16 protein-coding genes are annotated in these 14,495 nt (G+C 72.7%); 8 read left to right on the top strand and 8 right to left on the bottom strand.

Features of this window, described 5'->3' with window-relative positions:
• The first annotated feature begins 110 nt into the window (after window positions 1-110).
• The gene (locus tag ACWGE1_RS07900) at window positions 111-689 is read left to right on the top strand and encodes a VanZ family protein (protein ID WP_453419676.1); all 579 of its coding nucleotides are present in this window, start codon (window positions 111-113) and stop codon (window positions 687-689) included.
• A gap of 38 nt (window positions 690-727) precedes the next feature.
• Complete coding sequence (locus tag ACWGE1_RS07895; RefSeq protein WP_453419675.1) at window positions 728-928, top strand: PspC domain-containing protein; 201 nt, start codon at window positions 728-730, stop codon at window positions 926-928.
• 42 nt (window positions 929-970) lie between these two features.
• On the opposite strand, the gene ACWGE1_RS07890 is transcribed toward ACWGE1_RS07895, so the two are convergent.
• The 3 genes from ACWGE1_RS07890 to ACWGE1_RS07880 all read right to left on the bottom strand — a co-directional run bounded on the left by ACWGE1_RS07890 (window position 971) and on the right by ACWGE1_RS07880 (window position 3,417).
• Window positions 971-1,732 (bottom strand): hypothetical protein, encoded by a 762-nt coding sequence (locus ACWGE1_RS07890; RefSeq protein WP_453419674.1) that lies wholly within the window; start codon window positions 1,730-1,732, stop codon window positions 971-973.
• 139 nt (window positions 1,733-1,871) lie between these two features.
• Window positions 1,872-2,129 (bottom strand): hypothetical protein, encoded by a 258-nt coding sequence (locus ACWGE1_RS07885; protein ID WP_453419673.1) that lies wholly within the window; start codon window positions 2,127-2,129, stop codon window positions 1,872-1,874.
• Between the two features lie 139 nt (window positions 2,130-2,268).
• Window positions 2,269-3,417 carry an adenosine deaminase gene (locus tag ACWGE1_RS07880; RefSeq protein ID WP_030663837.1) on the bottom strand — a complete coding sequence of 383 codons (1,149 nt, stop codon included), beginning with the start codon at window positions 3,415-3,417 and terminating at the stop codon, window positions 2,269-2,271.
• A gap of 113 nt (window positions 3,418-3,530) precedes the next feature.
• On the opposite strand from ACWGE1_RS07880, the gene ACWGE1_RS07875 reads away from it, so the two are divergent.
• The 3 genes from ACWGE1_RS07875 to ACWGE1_RS07865 all read left to right on the top strand — a co-directional run bounded on the left by ACWGE1_RS07875 (window position 3,531) and on the right by ACWGE1_RS07865 (window position 6,055).
• Window positions 3,531-4,265 carry an alpha/beta hydrolase gene (locus ACWGE1_RS07875; protein WP_453419672.1) on the top strand — a complete coding sequence of 245 codons (735 nt, stop codon included), beginning with the start codon at window positions 3,531-3,533 and terminating at the stop codon, window positions 4,263-4,265.
• Window positions 4,266-4,336: 71 nt separating this feature from the next.
• Window positions 4,337-4,708 carry a cupin domain-containing protein gene (locus tag ACWGE1_RS07870; protein ID WP_453419671.1) on the top strand — a complete coding sequence of 124 codons (372 nt, stop codon included), beginning with the start codon at window positions 4,337-4,339 and terminating at the stop codon, window positions 4,706-4,708.
• A 291-nt stretch (window positions 4,709-4,999) separates the two neighbouring features.
• Window positions 5,000-6,055 (top strand): LuxR C-terminal-related transcriptional regulator, encoded by a 1,056-nt coding sequence (locus ACWGE1_RS07865; RefSeq protein ID WP_453419670.1) that lies wholly within the window; start codon window positions 5,000-5,002, stop codon window positions 6,053-6,055.
• On the opposite strand, the gene ACWGE1_RS07860 is transcribed toward ACWGE1_RS07865, so the two are convergent.
• Both ACWGE1_RS07860 and ACWGE1_RS07855 read right to left on the bottom strand, forming a co-directional pair.
• The gene (locus ACWGE1_RS07860; protein ID WP_453419693.1) at window positions 6,052-7,089 is read right to left on the bottom strand and encodes a hypothetical protein; all 1,038 of its coding nucleotides are present in this window, start codon (window positions 7,087-7,089) and stop codon (window positions 6,052-6,054) included. The two genes, ACWGE1_RS07865 and ACWGE1_RS07860, sit on opposite strands and share 4 nt — an antisense overlap.
• 102 nt (window positions 7,090-7,191) lie before the next feature.
• Window positions 7,192-8,166 carry a LysR family transcriptional regulator gene (locus tag ACWGE1_RS07855; RefSeq protein ID WP_453419692.1) on the bottom strand — a complete coding sequence of 325 codons (975 nt, stop codon included), beginning with the start codon at window positions 8,164-8,166 and terminating at the stop codon, window positions 7,192-7,194.
• Window positions 8,167-8,228: 62 nt separating this feature from the next.
• Between ACWGE1_RS07855 and ACWGE1_RS07850 the strand changes: the two genes are divergently transcribed.
• Both ACWGE1_RS07850 and ACWGE1_RS07845 read left to right on the top strand, forming a co-directional pair.
• Entirely contained in the window at window positions 8,229-9,512 is a 1,284-nt protein-coding gene (locus ACWGE1_RS07850; RefSeq protein ID WP_453419669.1) for an MFS transporter, read from the top strand.
• A gap of 90 nt (window positions 9,513-9,602) precedes the next feature.
• The gene (locus tag ACWGE1_RS07845) at window positions 9,603-10,295 is read left to right on the top strand and encodes a L,D-transpeptidase family protein (RefSeq protein WP_453419668.1); all 693 of its coding nucleotides are present in this window, start codon (window positions 9,603-9,605) and stop codon (window positions 10,293-10,295) included.
• Here the strand turns inward: ACWGE1_RS07845 and ACWGE1_RS07840 are convergent.
• Window positions 10,292-11,704, bottom strand: coding sequence for an MFS transporter (locus tag ACWGE1_RS07840; protein ID WP_453419667.1), 1,413 nt, complete (start codon window positions 11,702-11,704; stop codon window positions 10,292-10,294). The genes ACWGE1_RS07845 and ACWGE1_RS07840 overlap by 4 nt on opposite strands.
• A 142-nt stretch (window positions 11,705-11,846) precedes the next feature.
• On the opposite strand from ACWGE1_RS07840, the gene ACWGE1_RS07835 reads away from it, so the two are divergent.
• Entirely contained in the window at window positions 11,847-12,845 is a 999-nt protein-coding gene (locus ACWGE1_RS07835) for a sigma-70 family RNA polymerase sigma factor (protein WP_453419666.1), read from the top strand.
• On the opposite strand, the gene ACWGE1_RS07830 is transcribed toward ACWGE1_RS07835, so the two are convergent.
• Both ACWGE1_RS07830 and ACWGE1_RS07825 read right to left on the bottom strand, forming a co-directional pair.
• A complete protein-coding gene (locus ACWGE1_RS07830; RefSeq protein ID WP_453419665.1) occupies window positions 12,741-13,079 on the bottom strand; it encodes an STAS domain-containing protein in 339 nt (112 codons plus the stop codon). The genes ACWGE1_RS07835 and ACWGE1_RS07830 overlap by 105 nt on opposite strands.
• A gap of 138 nt (window positions 13,080-13,217) precedes the next feature.
• A complete protein-coding gene (locus tag ACWGE1_RS07825) occupies window positions 13,218-14,495 on the bottom strand; it encodes a thymidine phosphorylase (protein WP_030009876.1) in 1,278 nt (425 codons plus the stop codon).

Below are 14,495 nucleotides of genomic sequence, written 5' to 3'. Positions count from 1 at the left end.
CGCCGGTCGCCGACCGGTGGCGCCGGCCGGTCCGCCCCCATTCGGGTGCTCCCCGCCACACCCTCCTCCGGGCCGGAACCGGCGCTACCGGGTGATGCGTCCTCGCAGGTGTGCAGCGTCTTGAGGCCGGCGAACGTGCCGCCACCGCCACCGCGATCAACCTCCGTCTCCGTGTCCTGGCCGGGGTCCTGCTCGCCGCCCATCTCGTGGTCGTCGGCTGGCTGACTCTGCGGCCGCTGGACGTGCCCTGGGCCGCGGCGGCCAATCTGAGCCCGCTGGAGGGGATCGCCTCGCACCTCGCCCTCGGGCCCCTGGAGGCCGCCCGGCGGATCGGCGAGGGACTCGCGCTGCTGGCCCCGCTCGGGGTACTGGTGCCGCTGATCAGCGGACGGCTCGCGCCGTCGGCCCTGTCCGCGTGGTCCTCCCTGGCCCGGACGGCCGCCGCGGGCGCGCTGGTCTCGGTGTGCATCGAGATGCTCCAGACCGCGGTCCCGGGCCAGGTCGTCGACGTGGACTCGGTGCTGCTGAACACCGTCGGCGTGGTGCTCGCGCACGTGGCCGTCGTACCGGCGCTGCGGGCCCGGCTGAGGCGCTCACACACCGTTTATCAGGGGGACACCCCGAAGATTTCCAGGGTCGGGCTCGGCCCCTGGACCGACGTTCTGTCAGCGGTCCAGCGGGAGTATTGAGTCATCGCAAGAAAGCGATCCCGACGAAGGAGAACCTCATGAGCGCCCTGGTCCGCCCCCGTGACGGCCGCTGGATCGGCGGAGTCTGCGCCGCACTGGCACGGCGTTTCGGAATTTCCGCGAACACGATGCGCGCCATATTCGCCGTCTCGTGCCTGCTGCCCGGCCCGCAGTTCCTGATCTACATCGCGCTGTGGGTGCTGCTGCCGAACGAGAAGTCCACCTCTGCCGCCTGGTAGACCGGAGCCCGTCCGGCGGCCGGCCCCGGTCGGCCGGCGGGGTCAGCCGGCCTTTTGGACCTTTTCCAGCTGCTTGTCGGCCACTTCCTGCGGCACCAGCGCCTTCTGCCCGGCCCCGGCCACATTGAGGGCCGTCAGCCGCACGACGGTGTCGCCCTTGCGTACGACGACCAGGTGGACCTGCGCCGACACGCCCTCGGCGGCGGCGGTCATGGTCCAGCTGACGCTCTCGTCGCCGCTCGTGCGGTAGTCGGCGGCGCGCACGTCGCGGTAGCTGCCGGTCTGCTTCTCGACCTTGGCGGTGAAGCCCGTACCGCAGGCGGCGAGCGCGGCCTTGAGCCGTGCGATCAGCGCCTTGGCGTCGCTCTCGGTGTAGGAGCTGACGGTGGCGGACACGGCGAGCCCGACCTGCTTCTGGGAGCCGATGCCGCGGCTGACGGTCTCGCGCGCGGACGGGTCCGGCTTGTCGCCCATCATGTCGGCCAGCGGCTGGCAGGCCTTCTTGTCGGCCTGCGGCTGACCGTCCGGGGCATTGGGGTTCTTGCCCTGGGCGGAGACCTGGTAGCCGACCAGGTCGCCCTGTGCCAGCGCGGACCGCTCAACCCTGCTGCCACCGGTCTTCGGCGCGGCCGGTCCGGTCGCCGCGGAGGAGGGCGCCGGGGCTCCGGGCGCGGCGGATGCACTGCCCGCGGAGCCCTTCGGATCCGGGGCCCTGCCCGTCGCGGGAGTGTTCGTACTGCTGCACCCCACTGCGGCGAACAGCAGGGCGGGGACCAGGGCGACCGTGGTCGCTCGTGCCTTCATGCGCATGACCGAGAACCTCATACCCAAGACGTCGGCGGGCAGTTGGTGGCGATCGTGGCACACGGCGCGGCGGGACACATGCCCGATCGAGGAGCATGCACCCACCGCACACGTGTACGGGTCCACGGAAGCGGCAGCGTCAGCCGCCGAGACCGTTCAGGGCGCCGGTGAGCGGGGCGAGCGCACCGGTGACCTGAGAGGTGGGGTCGCTCGACTGCTGCCCTTCGGGGCTCACGTGCTGCTGGCTGGTCACGCCCTGGAGCGCGCCGGTGGCGGTGCCCAGCGTGTCCGCGAGGCCGATCGCCGGGGCGGCGGCGGAGGCCGTACCGGCGGCGACCGCGGCGAAGGCGACACCGAGAACGGCGGTACCGAGGGTCTTGGCAGCTGACTGCTTCATGAAAAGTTGTCCTTGCGACGGGGAATTGAGCGGCTCCGCAAACTAGTCACTTCAAACCCCCGCCCGCAAACATCCTTAAATACGAGAAAGCGCCCGGGAAATATCCCTCCCGGGCGCTTCCGTTACGTCACGCCATGGCCTAGGCCGAGACGGAACCGCTGGTCGAAGCGGTCTGACGGAACAGCCATTCCGACTTCAGCTCCGCATAACCGGGCTTGATCACTTCATTGATCATGGCCAGTCGTTCATCGAAAGGAATGAACGCGGACTTCATCGCATTGACGGTGAACCACTGCATGTCGTCCAGCGTGTAGCCGAAGGTGTCGACCAGGTGCTCGAACTCGCGGCTCATGCTGGTGCCGCTCATCAGGCGGTTGTCCGTGTTGACCGTGAGCCTGAAGTGCAGCTTGCGCAGCAGGCCGATCGGGTGCTCGGCGTACGAGGCGGCCGCGGCGGTCTGCAGGTTCGAGGTCGGGCACATCTCCAGGGGGATGCGCTTGTCCCGGACGTACGAGGCCAGGCGGCCCAGGGTCACGGAACCGTCCTCGGCGACCTCGATGTCATCGATGATCTTCACGCCGTGACCGAGGCGGTCGGCGCCGCACCACTGCAGGGCCTGCCAGATCGACGGCAGACCGAAGGCCTCGCCCGCGTGGATGGTGAAGTGGTTGTTCTCGCGCTTGAGGTACTCGAAGGCGTCGAGGTGGCGGGTGGGAGGGAACCCGGCCTCGGCACCGGCGATGTCGAAGCCGACCACGCCGTTGTCGCGGTAGCGGTTCGCCAGCTCGGCGATCTCCAGCGCACGGGCGGCGTGGCGCATCGCGGTCAGCAGGGCGCCGACGCGGATGCGGTGGCCGTTGGCCTTCGCGCGCCGCTCACCCTCGCGGAAGCCGTCGTTCACGGCCTCGACGACCTCTTCGAGGGTCAGGCCGGCCTCCAGGTGCTGCTCGGGGGCGTAGCGGATCTCGGCGTACACGACGCCGTCCTCGGCCAGGTCCTCGGCACACTCGGCGGCGACCCGGAAGAGGGCGGCCTTCGTCTGCATGACCGCGCAGGTGTGCGCGAAGGTCTCCAGGTAGCGCGGCAGGGAACCGGAGTCGGCGGCCTCGCGGAACCAGATGCCGAGCTTGTCGGCGTCGGTCTCGGGGAGGTTCTCGTAGCCGACCTCGCGGGCCAGCTCGATGATGGTCCCGGGACGCAGTCCACCGTCGAGGTGATCGTGCAGCAGCACCTTCGGGGAACGACGGATCTGGTCCGGGGTCGGCAGGTTGGGGGTCTCGCTCGTCATCTGCGCACTCTACTCCTACGCGCGTAGAGCGGAATGTCCCCGGCGGGCGTCGATATGTAACAGAGACCGCGCGGACGGATGGCGTACACCTGAAGGTCTGAGACTGTTCCGCCATGGCACAGCATGCGCCGCCGGCGCGCGGGGCCCGTCTGGGGCGGGCGGCCGGCGCGAGAACCGGCTCGGGTTCGACGGAAAGTGCGGTGGGCGGAGTGGTGCTCCTGCTCCCCGGGGCGTCCAGATTCTCCCCCGGTCCACTGCGCCCGCTCGCGCGGGCGCTGGCCCGGGCCGGAGGGGCGGAGGGCCTGGTCACGCACACGGTCATCCACGGCGGGGACTCCGCCCGGGAGGAACAGGCGGGGTGGGCGGCGGACGAGGTGGTGCGGCGGTACGGGGACGTGCCGGTGTGCCTGGCGGGCTACGACGCGGGCGGCCTGGCCGCGCTGCGGGCGGCGGGGCACAGGGCCGTCAACTCGGTCGTGGCGATCGCCCCTTGCTTAGGGGCGGGGCCCGCGGCGGACTCCCCGGAACCGGTGAAACAGCTGTCGGGACGGCAGGTGCTGATCGTGCACGGCACCAATGACGCGCGCAGCGACCCCGAGAGCTCCTTCCGGCTGGCGGCGCGGGCGAAGAAGGCGAACCGGTCGACGTGCCGGTTCGAGGTGCATTCGGACGGGCACGGGCTGCGCGAGCACCAGCCCGAAGTGGTGGCGCTGGCCGTGGACTTCGTCCTCGGCGCGGTGTTCTCGGGGCGGTACTCACGGCCGGTGACGGACGCCCTGGCCGCGCCCCCGCCGCTGGGCCTGCGGATGCCGCTGGCCTCGGGCTTCGGGAGGTCGCTGAGGAGGTGAGCCGCGGGCGCGGCGCGCGTACCGTGGGGAGTGGACTCGGGATGTCGCTCTTCCTCCGGAGGCGACCGGTCATGGGCGGATTGGTGCACAGGAATTTCGACGAGCCCGACGAGACACGCCCCTTCGAGGCCAGGACGGGCCGGCTGGACGTGCTCAACACCGAGGGCGGGGCAGTGGGGCGCGCGGTCTTCGAGCCGGGCTGGCGCTGGTCGCTGCACATCAAGCCGCTGGCCGGCACGGACAGCTGCCAGGCCTCTCACACCGGGTACGTGGTGAGCGGCCGGATGAAGGTGGTCATGGACGACGGGGAGAGCGCCGAGATCGGCGCGGGCGAGTTCATCCGGATCGCACCGGGGCACGACGCCTCGGTCGTGGGTGACGAGCCGTGCGTCGTGCTGGACTGGACTGGCTACGGCGATTTCGCGAAGCCGGGCTCCGGCTGACGGGCCCGGGCTCCGGGGTCGCGCCAGTCCGTCCGTACCTGCCGCTCCGCCCCCTCACGGTCGGACGGCACCGATGGATCTGGCGCGACCACCACGGCGGGCGCGGGCTCAGCAGGACACGGGCCCCCGTTCTCGCCTGGGTGTCCGCTGCTGCACCGCGCTCCCCCTCTCGCGCCGTGCAGCCACTGTGCCCGGCCGCCGGGTGCCGAGGGGGCCGTTCAGGCGTCGTCTTGCCGCCTTGCGGGAACCCGAGGGGTTTACGAATCGGGGCAACCCGGGACGGATATGCCTATGCCTGCCGAGGAAGCCGGGGCCGCCGGAGCTGCCGGAGCTGTCGGGGAGCTGAGTCCCGCCGCCCGGCGCCTGTACGCGTACGCCGTCGAGCGGCACGCCTTCGACACGGCCGAGGCCACCGCGGCCCTGGGCGTGCGGGCGGCCGCCGCCATCACCGAGCTGGCCGCCGCACACCTGGTCCAGCGGGCCCCGGGCGACGACCCGGACCACTGGAGCGCCGTGGCGCCCCGGGCCGCGGCGGCCCGGGCCCTGGCCCCGCTGGCCCTGCTCGCACGGGAGACCCACGACGAGATGGACCGGCTGCGCGGGCGGCTGGAGGCGCTGGTGCCCGCGTACGAGGCCGGGACCGCGCACCGGGACCTGAGCGGGTCGGGCCGTCTGGAGCTGGTCACGGACCTCGGCGCGGTACGGGCGCTGATCGCGGAGCTGGCCGAGGCGTGCGAGCGGGAGCTGCTGACCTCGCAGCCCGGCGGGGGCCGCCCGGTGGAGACGCTGGAGGAATCGATCGGGCGGGACGAGTCGCTGCTGGCGCGCGGGGTCCGGATGCGCACGATCTACCAGCACACGGCGCGCTACTCACGGCCCACGGCCGCGTACGTCGAGCGGGTGACGGCACTGGGCGCGCAGGTGCGGACCCTGGGCGACGGGCTGATGCGCATGCTGATCTTCGACGACCACACGGGCCTGATGGCGGTGCCGGACCGCAGCGGGGCGGCGCTGGTGGTGCGGGAGCCGAGCGTCGTGCACTTCATGACGGCGACCTTCGAGCGCTCCTGGCTGGGCGCGGAGCCCTTCCCCACGTCGGTGGGCCCGGAAGCGGCCCGGTCGATCTCGGACGAGCTGCGGCAGACGATCGTCCGGCTGCTGTCGGAGGGGCTGGAGGACAGGGTGATCGCCCGCCGCCTGGGCATGTCGGAACGGACCTGCCAGCGCCACATCGCCGAGATCATGCGCGCGGTGGGCGCCAAGTCCCGCTTCCAGGCGGGCTACTTGCTCTCCTCGCACCCGGCCCCGGACCCGGCCCCGGACCCGGCCCCGCCGGACACCACCTAGGTCCTGGCGTACCGGTCGTAGTAGGCGCGCAGCTCCGGACGGCGGATGCCGGGGAGGTGCGCCAGGGTGTCCCTGAACGCCCCGGCGTGGGGCCGGAACCCGCGCCACGGGCGCAGCGGCAGGGGGTAGTCGTCGCGCAGGACCCCTTCCGGCAGCCTGCCGGAGGCGGGCAGCGGCGAGGTCTCCCGCGGGAGTACGAGGTGGGCCCAGACCCCGATGTCCAGCGGTACCACGGGCGCCGCGCCGTGCGGGGGCCGCCACGGCTCCCCCGTGACCGGGTGGCGGGGTACGACGAGGACGTCGGCGCCGGACCGGAGCACGGGCGTCCCCGGCCCGGCCAGGATCGTGGTGAGGACCGGGGGTCCGGCGGGCAGGCAGCCGGCGACGGCGTCGCCGAGCAGTTCGGAAAGGGGGCCGGGCAGCGCCACCGGGCGGCCCTCGCAGGCCACCACCAGGTGGGCGAGCGCCACGGGGACCGCGGCCTCCCAGCGGCGGCTCCAGGACCCGTCGAGCTCGACGGGCGGCACGGCGTACGACTCCAGCTCCAGCTCGTCCCAGCCGGGGACCGGGACGGCGGGCAGGCCCGAGGGCACGCGCCGCACGGCGTCGGGCTGCAGCCACACCGCCTGCCACAGCCCGCAGTCGTCCATCCGCGTCGCCACGGCGCGCCCGCAGCCCTCGCAGGCCAGATTGGGTCCGTCCCTGCCGTCGATGCCCATGCAGTAGCCCGCACACTTCTCGGGGATCAGGGCCATGCCCCGGGAGTCGCCGGGCGCGATGACGACCGCGCCCCGCGGCCCGAAGGACACGGAGTGCTGGGGCAGGTACACCCCCTGCCCGGCCGCCAGTTCCTCCCCCACCTCGTCCCACGGCCGCCGGGGCAGTCCGGTGGGCCGGGGTTCGACGGCGTACGTCGCCGGTTCCATCAGCGGGGGGTGCAGTTGCTCCCACGCCCCGTAGTGGGTGTGGACGGGGAGGGCGACCCGGGAGACCGGGGCCGTCAGCTCCGCACCGCACCCGGCGCACGCGAACACGTCCAAACAGCATCCCCCTCGACCCCGGCAACCTCGGTGATTCTGCTCGCCGGAGCTGCGGACGGCCATCGGTTTTCGCTTGGCGGACCGGCAGGACGCCCCCTAGGGCAGTGGCTCCAGTTCGGGGATCAGACGGCCGCGGCGGGAGAGGAGGAAGCGCTTGAACTCGGCGACCGGCGGGGTGTCGGGGTGGCCGTCGAGCCAGGCGACGCCGATCTCGCGGACGGCGCGCGGGGCGGTGACCGTCAGCTCGACGACCCCGGGGCGGGCCACGGCCGGGGGTGGCAGGAGAGCCACGCCGAGGCCGGCGGCGACCAGGCCGCGCAGGGTTTCGGCCTCCTCGCCCTCGAAGGCGACCTTCGGGGTGAACCCGGCCTCCGCGCACAGGTCGTCGGTGATGCGGCGCATGCCGTAGCCGGGCTCCAGGGTGACGAAGGTTTCCTCGGCGGCCTCGGCCAGGCGGATGCGCTTGCGGGTCGCGAGCCGGTGGTCGTCTGGAACCACCAGCCGCAGCCGCTGTTCGTCGAGGCGGCGGGCGACCAGGTCGGGGGCGTCGGGCAGCGGGGAGGTCAGGCACAGGTCGAGTTCGCCGGCCCGGAGCTTCTCCAGCATGGCCTCGCCGTAGTTCTGGACGAGAGAGAACCGGATCCGCGGGTGGTCGGCGCGAAAGGCCCGGATGAGGCCGGGTACGGTCTCGGACCCCAGGGTGTGCAGGAAGCCGAAGGCCACCTTGCCGGCGGTCGGATCGGCGTCCTGCTGTACGGATTCGGCGGCGCGGCCGATCTCCGTCAGGGCCTGCTCGGCCGAGGCGAGGAAGGTGCGGCCCGCCGTGGTGAGGGCGACCGTACGGCCCTTGCGGGCGAACAGCGTGACGCCGAGGTCCTGTTCGAGCCGGACCATGGCGCGGGAGAGGGTGGACTGCGGGACGCCCAGCTCGTGGGCGGCGCGGGTGACGTGCTCGTGGCGGGCCACGGCGGCGAAGTACGCCAGCCGCGGGGCCAGCAAAGTTGTCACGGCCATGTCTTCTACGTAACGGTTCATCGACATCCACGCTTCTGAGCTGGGTTGATGCATCAGTGGATCGATTATCGCGATTCTGTGCATTGGACGCATGAAAAAGCGGGGCCTACCGTCGAAGCATGCCTCCCGTTCATACCGGGGCACCCGTCATCCCGGGTGCCTCCACCCCGTCGTCCCCCGCACCGCAGCCGCTCTCCCCCGGCCGGCCCGGCTACCGCCGGATGAGCCTCGCGCTCTTCGCCGCCGGACTCGCGACGTTCGCCCTCCTCTACTCCACCCAGGCGCTGTTGCCCGCGATCTCCGCCGGCTTCGGAGTGACGGCGGGTCAGGCCAGCTGGACGGTGTCCGCGGCCACCGGCGCGCTCGCGCTGTTCGTCCTGCCGCTGAGCGCACTGTCCGAGCGGTTCGGCCGCACCCGGATGATGACCTGCTCGATGGTGATCGCCGTCGGCGTGGGCCTGCTGGTGCCGTTCGCGCCGAGCGTGGAGTGGCTGGTGGCGCTGCGCGCCGTGCAGGGCGCGGCGATCGCCGGGATCCCGGCCTCGGCGATGGCGTACCTGGCGGAGGAGGTCAGGCCGAAGGCCCTGGTGGGTGCGATCGGCCTGTTCGTGGCGGGGAACTCCATCGGCGGTATGAGCGGCCGGCTCGTCACCGGCTGGGCCGCGCAGCTGTGGGGCTGGCGGGCGGGCCTGCTGGCCGTCGCCCTGATGTCGCTGGCGTGTGCGGTGGCCTTCCTGGTGCTGCTGCCCCGGGCGCGGTTCTTCCGCCCCGCGTCGCTGAACCCGCGCGCGGTGGGCCGTACCGTCGCCGGTCATCTGCGCGATCCGCTGCTGCTGCGGCTGTACGGGATCGGCGCGCTGTTCATGACGGTGTTCGGCGCGGTCTACACCGTGATCGGCTACCGCCTGGTCGACGAGCCGTTCTCGCTCGGGCAGGGCGTGATCGGGTCGATCTTCCTGATCTACCTGGTCGGTACGGTCTCCTCCGCCGCCGCGGGCAAGCTGGTGGCCCGGGCGGGGCGGCGCGGCGCGCTGTACCTGGCCGTGACCACCACGGCGCTGGGCCTGCTGCTGTCGCTCTCCGATTCCCTGGCGGCGATCGTGCTCGGCCTGGTCCTGATCACCGCGGGCTTCTTCGCGGGGCACGCGGTGGCCTCCGCCGCGGTCAGCCGGACGGCGAAGACGGGCCGGGCGCAGGCCTCCGCGCTCTACCAGTCGGCGTACTACCTCGGCTCCAGCGCCGGCGGCACCCTGGGCGCCCTCGCCTACCACGGGGCCGGGTGGGCCGCCACGGTGGGCATCGCCCTGCTGGCGGTGCTCGGCGTCGTGTCGATCACCCTGTACGGGTCGCACGCGGCGCGCGCGGAGCGGCGGATGCCGGCATCGGCCGTGGGCGCGCGCTGACGAAATCTACGCTCCCGCAGGAGGCAACCCCTGCTTGTTTTCCGGGCATTGAACACGGAGAACAACGCATGCCGAGCAGGGGAGGACCGGATGGGGATCGGGACGCGGGCGGCGGTACTGGGCGGGGCGGCGGCGCTGGCCCTGCCGCTGGTGGTCGCGGGCGGCGGGGCGGCGCAGGCCGCCGCCCCCTGCAACCTCACCACCGGGCCGTACCAGCGGCAGGTCGAGCAGTTCCTCGGGCGGCCGGTGGACGGGAAGCAGTCGGCGGCCGACTGCACGGCGATACGGTCGTTCCAGGCGAGCCACGGGATCACCCCCACCCAGGGCTACGCCGGGCCGCTGACCTGGCAGACGATGAGCACGATGCTGGCCCAGCGGGCCGCCGGCACCACCCCGAACAAGGCGGGCGACTGCCCGGTGAACCGGGGGCGGATCGCCTGCGTCGACCTGACGCGCCAGCTCAGCTGGATCCAGGACGGGGCCACCCTGAAGTACGGGCCCGTCCCGGTCCGCACCGGGAAGGACGGCACGGAGACCCGGACCGGCCTGAAGAAGATCTACTACCGGAACATCGACCACTGGTCGACGCTCTACAACGTCTCGATGCCGTACGCGCAGTTCTTCGACGGCGGCATCGCCTTCCACTCGACCACCAAGAGCATGTGGAACCCGCCCGGTTCGGGAGGCTGCGTGAACATGCGGCCCGCCGACGCCAAGGCGTACTGGAACATGCTGGGCAACGGCGAGGACGTCTACGTGTACGGCCGCAAGCCCGGCACCTAGCCGGTGCGGGCGGCGCCCTCGGCCGGGGCCGCGGATGCGGCACGCAGGTCGTCCAACCTCCGCAGGCTGGAGCGGCGTTGGACGAGGGACAGTCCCGCCACCCCCACCCCGAGGACCAGCCAGCCCGCCGGGCCGGCCGCCATCACCGCGCCGGTGAGCAGCAGCGGGCCCGCGGACTTCTGGACGGACTGGGCCATGCCGGCCACCCCCAGGTACGAGGCGCGCGCCTCCTGGGGTGCGAGGGAGACGGCCAGTTCCCAGGAGCTGACCGAGCGCATCAGTTCCGCCGCGGTGGCCAGCACCGCCGCGGCGAGCAGGGCGGCCGAGGCGGCCCATGCCCCGCCCCCGGGCGCTGCGGCGAGGAGGACGCAGCAGGCGAGCGTCAGCAGCCCGTACAGGGCGACCGCGCCGGTCGCCCCGCGGGCGTCGCGGACCCGCGCCGAGACCCGTAGCTGCAGGGCGACGACGAGCACGGTGTTGATGACGAGGAAGGCCGGGATCAGGGCGTGCGGGGCCGCGGTGTGGCTGACCAGCCACAGCGGCAGGCCGATGCCGAGGATCGAGTCGTCGAGGTTCATGGGGATGTCCAGCAGGACGAACCGGAGGTAGCCGCGGTCCCGCCAGGGGCTCCGCCCGGCGGCACCGGCATCCCCGGCCGCATCGCCCTCCCCGGCCGCCGGATCGCACTCCTGCGCGCCGGGCGGCGCGGCCACCAGTCCGTGGCCGCGCGGCTCGCGGGTGCGCCACACCAGGACCGCGGCCACGAGGAACGACAGCGCGTTGGCGAGGATCAGCACGTGGTAGGCGCCCCGGGTGCCGACGGCGAGCCCGATGGCGGCGAGGCCCGCGCCCAGCGCGTAGCCGGCGTTCGCCGAACTGCGCGACAGCGCCTGGTAGGTGGAACGGCGCTCGCCCGCGACGCGGGTGGCGAAGAGCATCTCCAGCGTCTTGGCGGCCCGGTCTCCCAGGTGGGTGACGGCGAACAGGAGCAGCAGCACGCCGAAGTCGGTGACCACCAGCAGCACGCAGAGGGCCCCGAGGCGGATGAGGTGGCAGCCGATCAGCAGGGCGCGCACCTGGAAGCGGTCCGCGAGGTGGCCCGCCAGCGGCGATCCGGCGATGCCCGCCACCCCGGCCGCGCCCAGCAGCAGGCCCAGCCGTCCGGCGTCGAGGCCGACGACGAAGGTGAAGTAGAGCACGGAGGACGCGGCCCACACGCCGGTACCCGCGCGGTCCAGCGCCTGGGTGAGCAGCATGATCCGCGCGTCACGGCCGCCGGGCGGCCGGCGCAGCTGCGCCAGCAGTCCGGCTTCCCCCTGCCGCGTCTTCCGGATCTTCGCGCCGCTCCGCATCCCAGTCCCCCGTATCGACCGCGCCCACCGTCCATATATCTCGACGTCGAGATACATGACGGAAGCCTGCCGCAAATTAATCTTGACGTCAAGAAACTTGATATCGACATACATGGGTGTTCCGGCGCTTCCGGCTGCCGTTGTCGGACCCCTCGGGTAGGTTCCGAAGGAGCGGGAACCACCAGGGGGATGAACGGACATGAGCGACCTCGTCACTGATGTGGACCTCGACACGGCGATGGACCGGTACCGGGTCGAGCTCACCGGCTACTGCTACCGGATGCTCGGCTCGTCCTTCGACGCCGAGGACGCGGTGCAGGACACGTACATCCGCGCCTGGCGCAGCTACGACAAGTTCGAGGGCCGCTCCTCGCTGCGGTCGTGGCTGTACCGGATCGCCACCAACGTCTGCCTGGACCTGCTGAACGCCGGGAACAGGCGGGCCCGCCCGATGGACCTGACCGCCCCGCAGCACCAGGCCTCCGCCGTGCTGAACGAGCGCCCCGAGGTGACCTGGCTGGAGCCGGTCCCGGACGGCCGCGTGCTGCCGCAGACCGCCGACCCCGCGGAGATGGCGCTGGCGAAGGAGTCCGTACGGCTGGCCTTCGTCGCGGCGCTCCAGCACCTGCCGGCGAAGCAGCGGGCGGTGCTGATCCTGCGCGAGGTGCTGGCCTGGAAGGCCGACGAGGTGGCCCGGCTCCTGGAGACCACGACCGCCTCGGTGAACAGCGCCCTCCAGCGGGCGCGGGCCACCCTGGCCGGGCAGTCGCTGCGCGAGAGCGACCCGGTGGATCCGCTCGACGCGGACCAGGCGAAGCTGTTGGAGCAGTACGTCTCCGCCTTCGAGGCCTACGACATCACGCGGCTCACCACGCTCCTGCACGAGGACGCGGTGCTGTCGATGCCGCCGTTCGACCTGTGGCTGCGGGGCCACGAGGACATCGCGGCCTGGCACCTGGGCCAGGGCATCGGCTGCAAGGGCTCCCGGCTGGTTGCGACCACGGCGAACGGCATGCCGGCCTTCGGCCAGTACCGGCCGCGCGAGGACGGGCGGCCCGGGCACACCCCGTGGGCGCTCCAGGTCCTGGAGATCTCAGACGGCAGGATCGTCGGGCTCAACGCCTTCCTCGACACCGCGCGGTGGTTCCCGCTGTTCAGGCTCCCCGAGCAGCTCGACGAGGCCCACGAGGTGCAGTAGGGCCCGCAGGGCGGGCGGCGCCCCGGTCACCCGCAGCGGCCGCCCCCGGGCGGCCAGCCGCAGCCTGGCCAGCACCTGCACGTCGGCCAGCCCGGGCGCCGTCACCGCGGCGGCGTCGCAGACCACCGCGCCCGCCCCGCCGTCGTACAGCCGGGCCAGCCGGGCGCACAGCAGCGCGGCATCCTGCGGGGCGGCCGGTCCGGGACCGGGCAGCACGAGTCGTCGGATCTCCACGAGGGGGTGACTCCCCCGCCCGCCGGAACTCATCGGCGGACCCGCACGCACCATGAACGGCTCGTCACCGGTCCCGGCATGCGGAACGGGACCGGCGGGGGTCCGCCGGTCCCGTTCGCGCGAAAGGGAAGCCGCAGGTCAGGCGATGCGGTCCAGGACGATCGGCGTGGCGGAGAAGGCCGTGCCCGCCGGGGCGATGTCGTACGTGCCCGCCAGGGAGGCGAGGGCGTAGTCGAACTTCTCCGGGGTGTCCGTGTGCAGGGTCATCAGCGGCTGGCCCGCCGTCACCGTGTCGCCCGGCTTCGCGTGCAGCTCGACGCCGGCGCCCGCCTGCACCGGGTCCTCCTTGCGCGCACGGCCGGCGCCCAGACGCCAGGCGGCGACGCCGACCCCGTACGCGTCCAGGCGGGTCAGGACGCCCGACTCGGGGGCGGTGACCACGTGCTGCTCGCGGGCGACCGGGAGGGTCGCGTCCGGGTCGCCGCCCTGGGCCGCGATCATCCGGCGCCAGTGGTCCATCGCGGAGCCGTCGGCCAGGGCCTTCGCCGGGTCGGCGTCCTTGATGCCCGCCGCGTCCAGCATCTCCTTGGCCAGCGCGATGGTCAGCTCGACCACGTCGGCGGGGCCGCCGCCGGCCAGGACCTCGACGGACTCGCGGACTTCGAGGGCGTTTCCGGCGGTCAGGCCCAGCGGGGTGGACATGTCCGTCAGGAGCGCGACGGTCTTGACGCCGCTGTCGGTGCCGAGGCCGACCATGGTGCGGGCCAGCTCGCGGGCGTCCTCGATGTTCTTCATGAAGGCGCCGGTGCCGACCTTGACGTCCAGGACGAGCGAACCGGTGCCCTCGGCGATCTTCTTCGACATGATCGAGGAGGCGATCAGCGGGATGGCCTCGACCGTGCCGGTGACGTCGCGCAGCGCGTAGAGCTTCTTGTCCGCCGGGGCCAGGCCGTCGCCCGCCGCACAGATGACCGCGCCGGTGGTGTCCAGGACGTGCAGCATCTCCTCGTTGGAGAGCAGCGCGCGCCAGCCGGGGATGGACTCCAGCTTGTCGAGGGTGCCGCCGGTGTGGCCGAGGCCGCGGCCCGACAGCTGGGGCACGGCCGCGCCGCACGCGGCGACGAGCGGGGCGAGCGGGAGGGTGATCTTGTCGCCGACGCCGCCCGTGGAGTGCTTGTCGGCGGTCGGGCGGGAGAGGGAGTCGAAGTTCATGCGCTCGCCGGACGCGATCATCGCCGCGGTCCAGCGGGCGATCTCGGTCCGGTTCATGCCGTTGAGCAGGATGGCCATCGCCAGCGCCGACATCTGCTCGTCGGCCACGACACCGCGGGTGTACGCGTCGATGACCCAGTCGATCTGCTCGGGGCTCAGCTCACCGCGGTCCCGCTTGGTCCGGATGACGGAGATGACGTCCAT

Source organism: Streptomyces sp. NPDC054932 (genome assembly GCF_053610205.1).
The sequence above is the reverse complement of the archived record's forward strand: the minus strand, read 5'-3'. Positions and strand labels throughout refer to the sequence as shown.

Excerpts from the sequence above, each read along its gene's own strand:
- ACWGE1_RS07835 (WP_453419666.1), top strand. The coding sequence starts at position 11,847 with ATGAGCGACCTCGTCACTGATGTGGACCTCGACACGGCGATGGACCGG.
- ACWGE1_RS07895 (WP_453419675.1), top strand. The coding sequence starts at position 728 with ATGAGCGCCCTGGTCCGCCCCCGTGACGGCCGCTGGATCGGCGGAGTC.
- ACWGE1_RS07865 (WP_453419670.1), top strand. The coding sequence starts at position 5,000 with ATGCCTGCCGAGGAAGCCGGGGCCGCCGGAGCTGCCGGAGCTGTCGGG.
- ACWGE1_RS07850 (WP_453419669.1), top strand. The coding sequence starts at position 8,229 with ATGCCTCCCGTTCATACCGGGGCACCCGTCATCCCGGGTGCCTCCACC.
- ACWGE1_RS07840 (WP_453419667.1), bottom strand. The coding sequence starts at position 11,704 with ATGTATCTCGACGTCGAGATATATGGACGGTGGGCGCGGTCGATACGG.
- ACWGE1_RS07890 (WP_453419674.1), bottom strand. The coding sequence starts at position 1,732 with ATGAAGGCACGAGCGACCACGGTCGCCCTGGTCCCCGCCCTGCTGTTC.
- ACWGE1_RS07845 (WP_453419668.1), top strand. The coding sequence starts at position 9,603 with ATGGGGATCGGGACGCGGGCGGCGGTACTGGGCGGGGCGGCGGCGCTG.
- ACWGE1_RS07885 (WP_453419673.1), bottom strand. The coding sequence starts at position 2,129 with ATGAAGCAGTCAGCTGCCAAGACCCTCGGTACCGCCGTTCTCGGTGTC.
- ACWGE1_RS07825 (WP_030009876.1), bottom strand. The coding sequence starts at position 14,495 with ATGGACGTCATCTCCGTCATCCGGACCAAGCGGGACCGCGGTGAGCTG.
- ACWGE1_RS07870 (WP_453419671.1), top strand. The coding sequence starts at position 4,337 with ATGGGCGGATTGGTGCACAGGAATTTCGACGAGCCCGACGAGACACGC.
- ACWGE1_RS07875 (WP_453419672.1), top strand. The coding sequence starts at position 3,531 with ATGGCACAGCATGCGCCGCCGGCGCGCGGGGCCCGTCTGGGGCGGGCG.
- ACWGE1_RS07880 (WP_030663837.1), bottom strand. The coding sequence starts at position 3,417 with ATGACGAGCGAGACCCCCAACCTGCCGACCCCGGACCAGATCCGTCGT.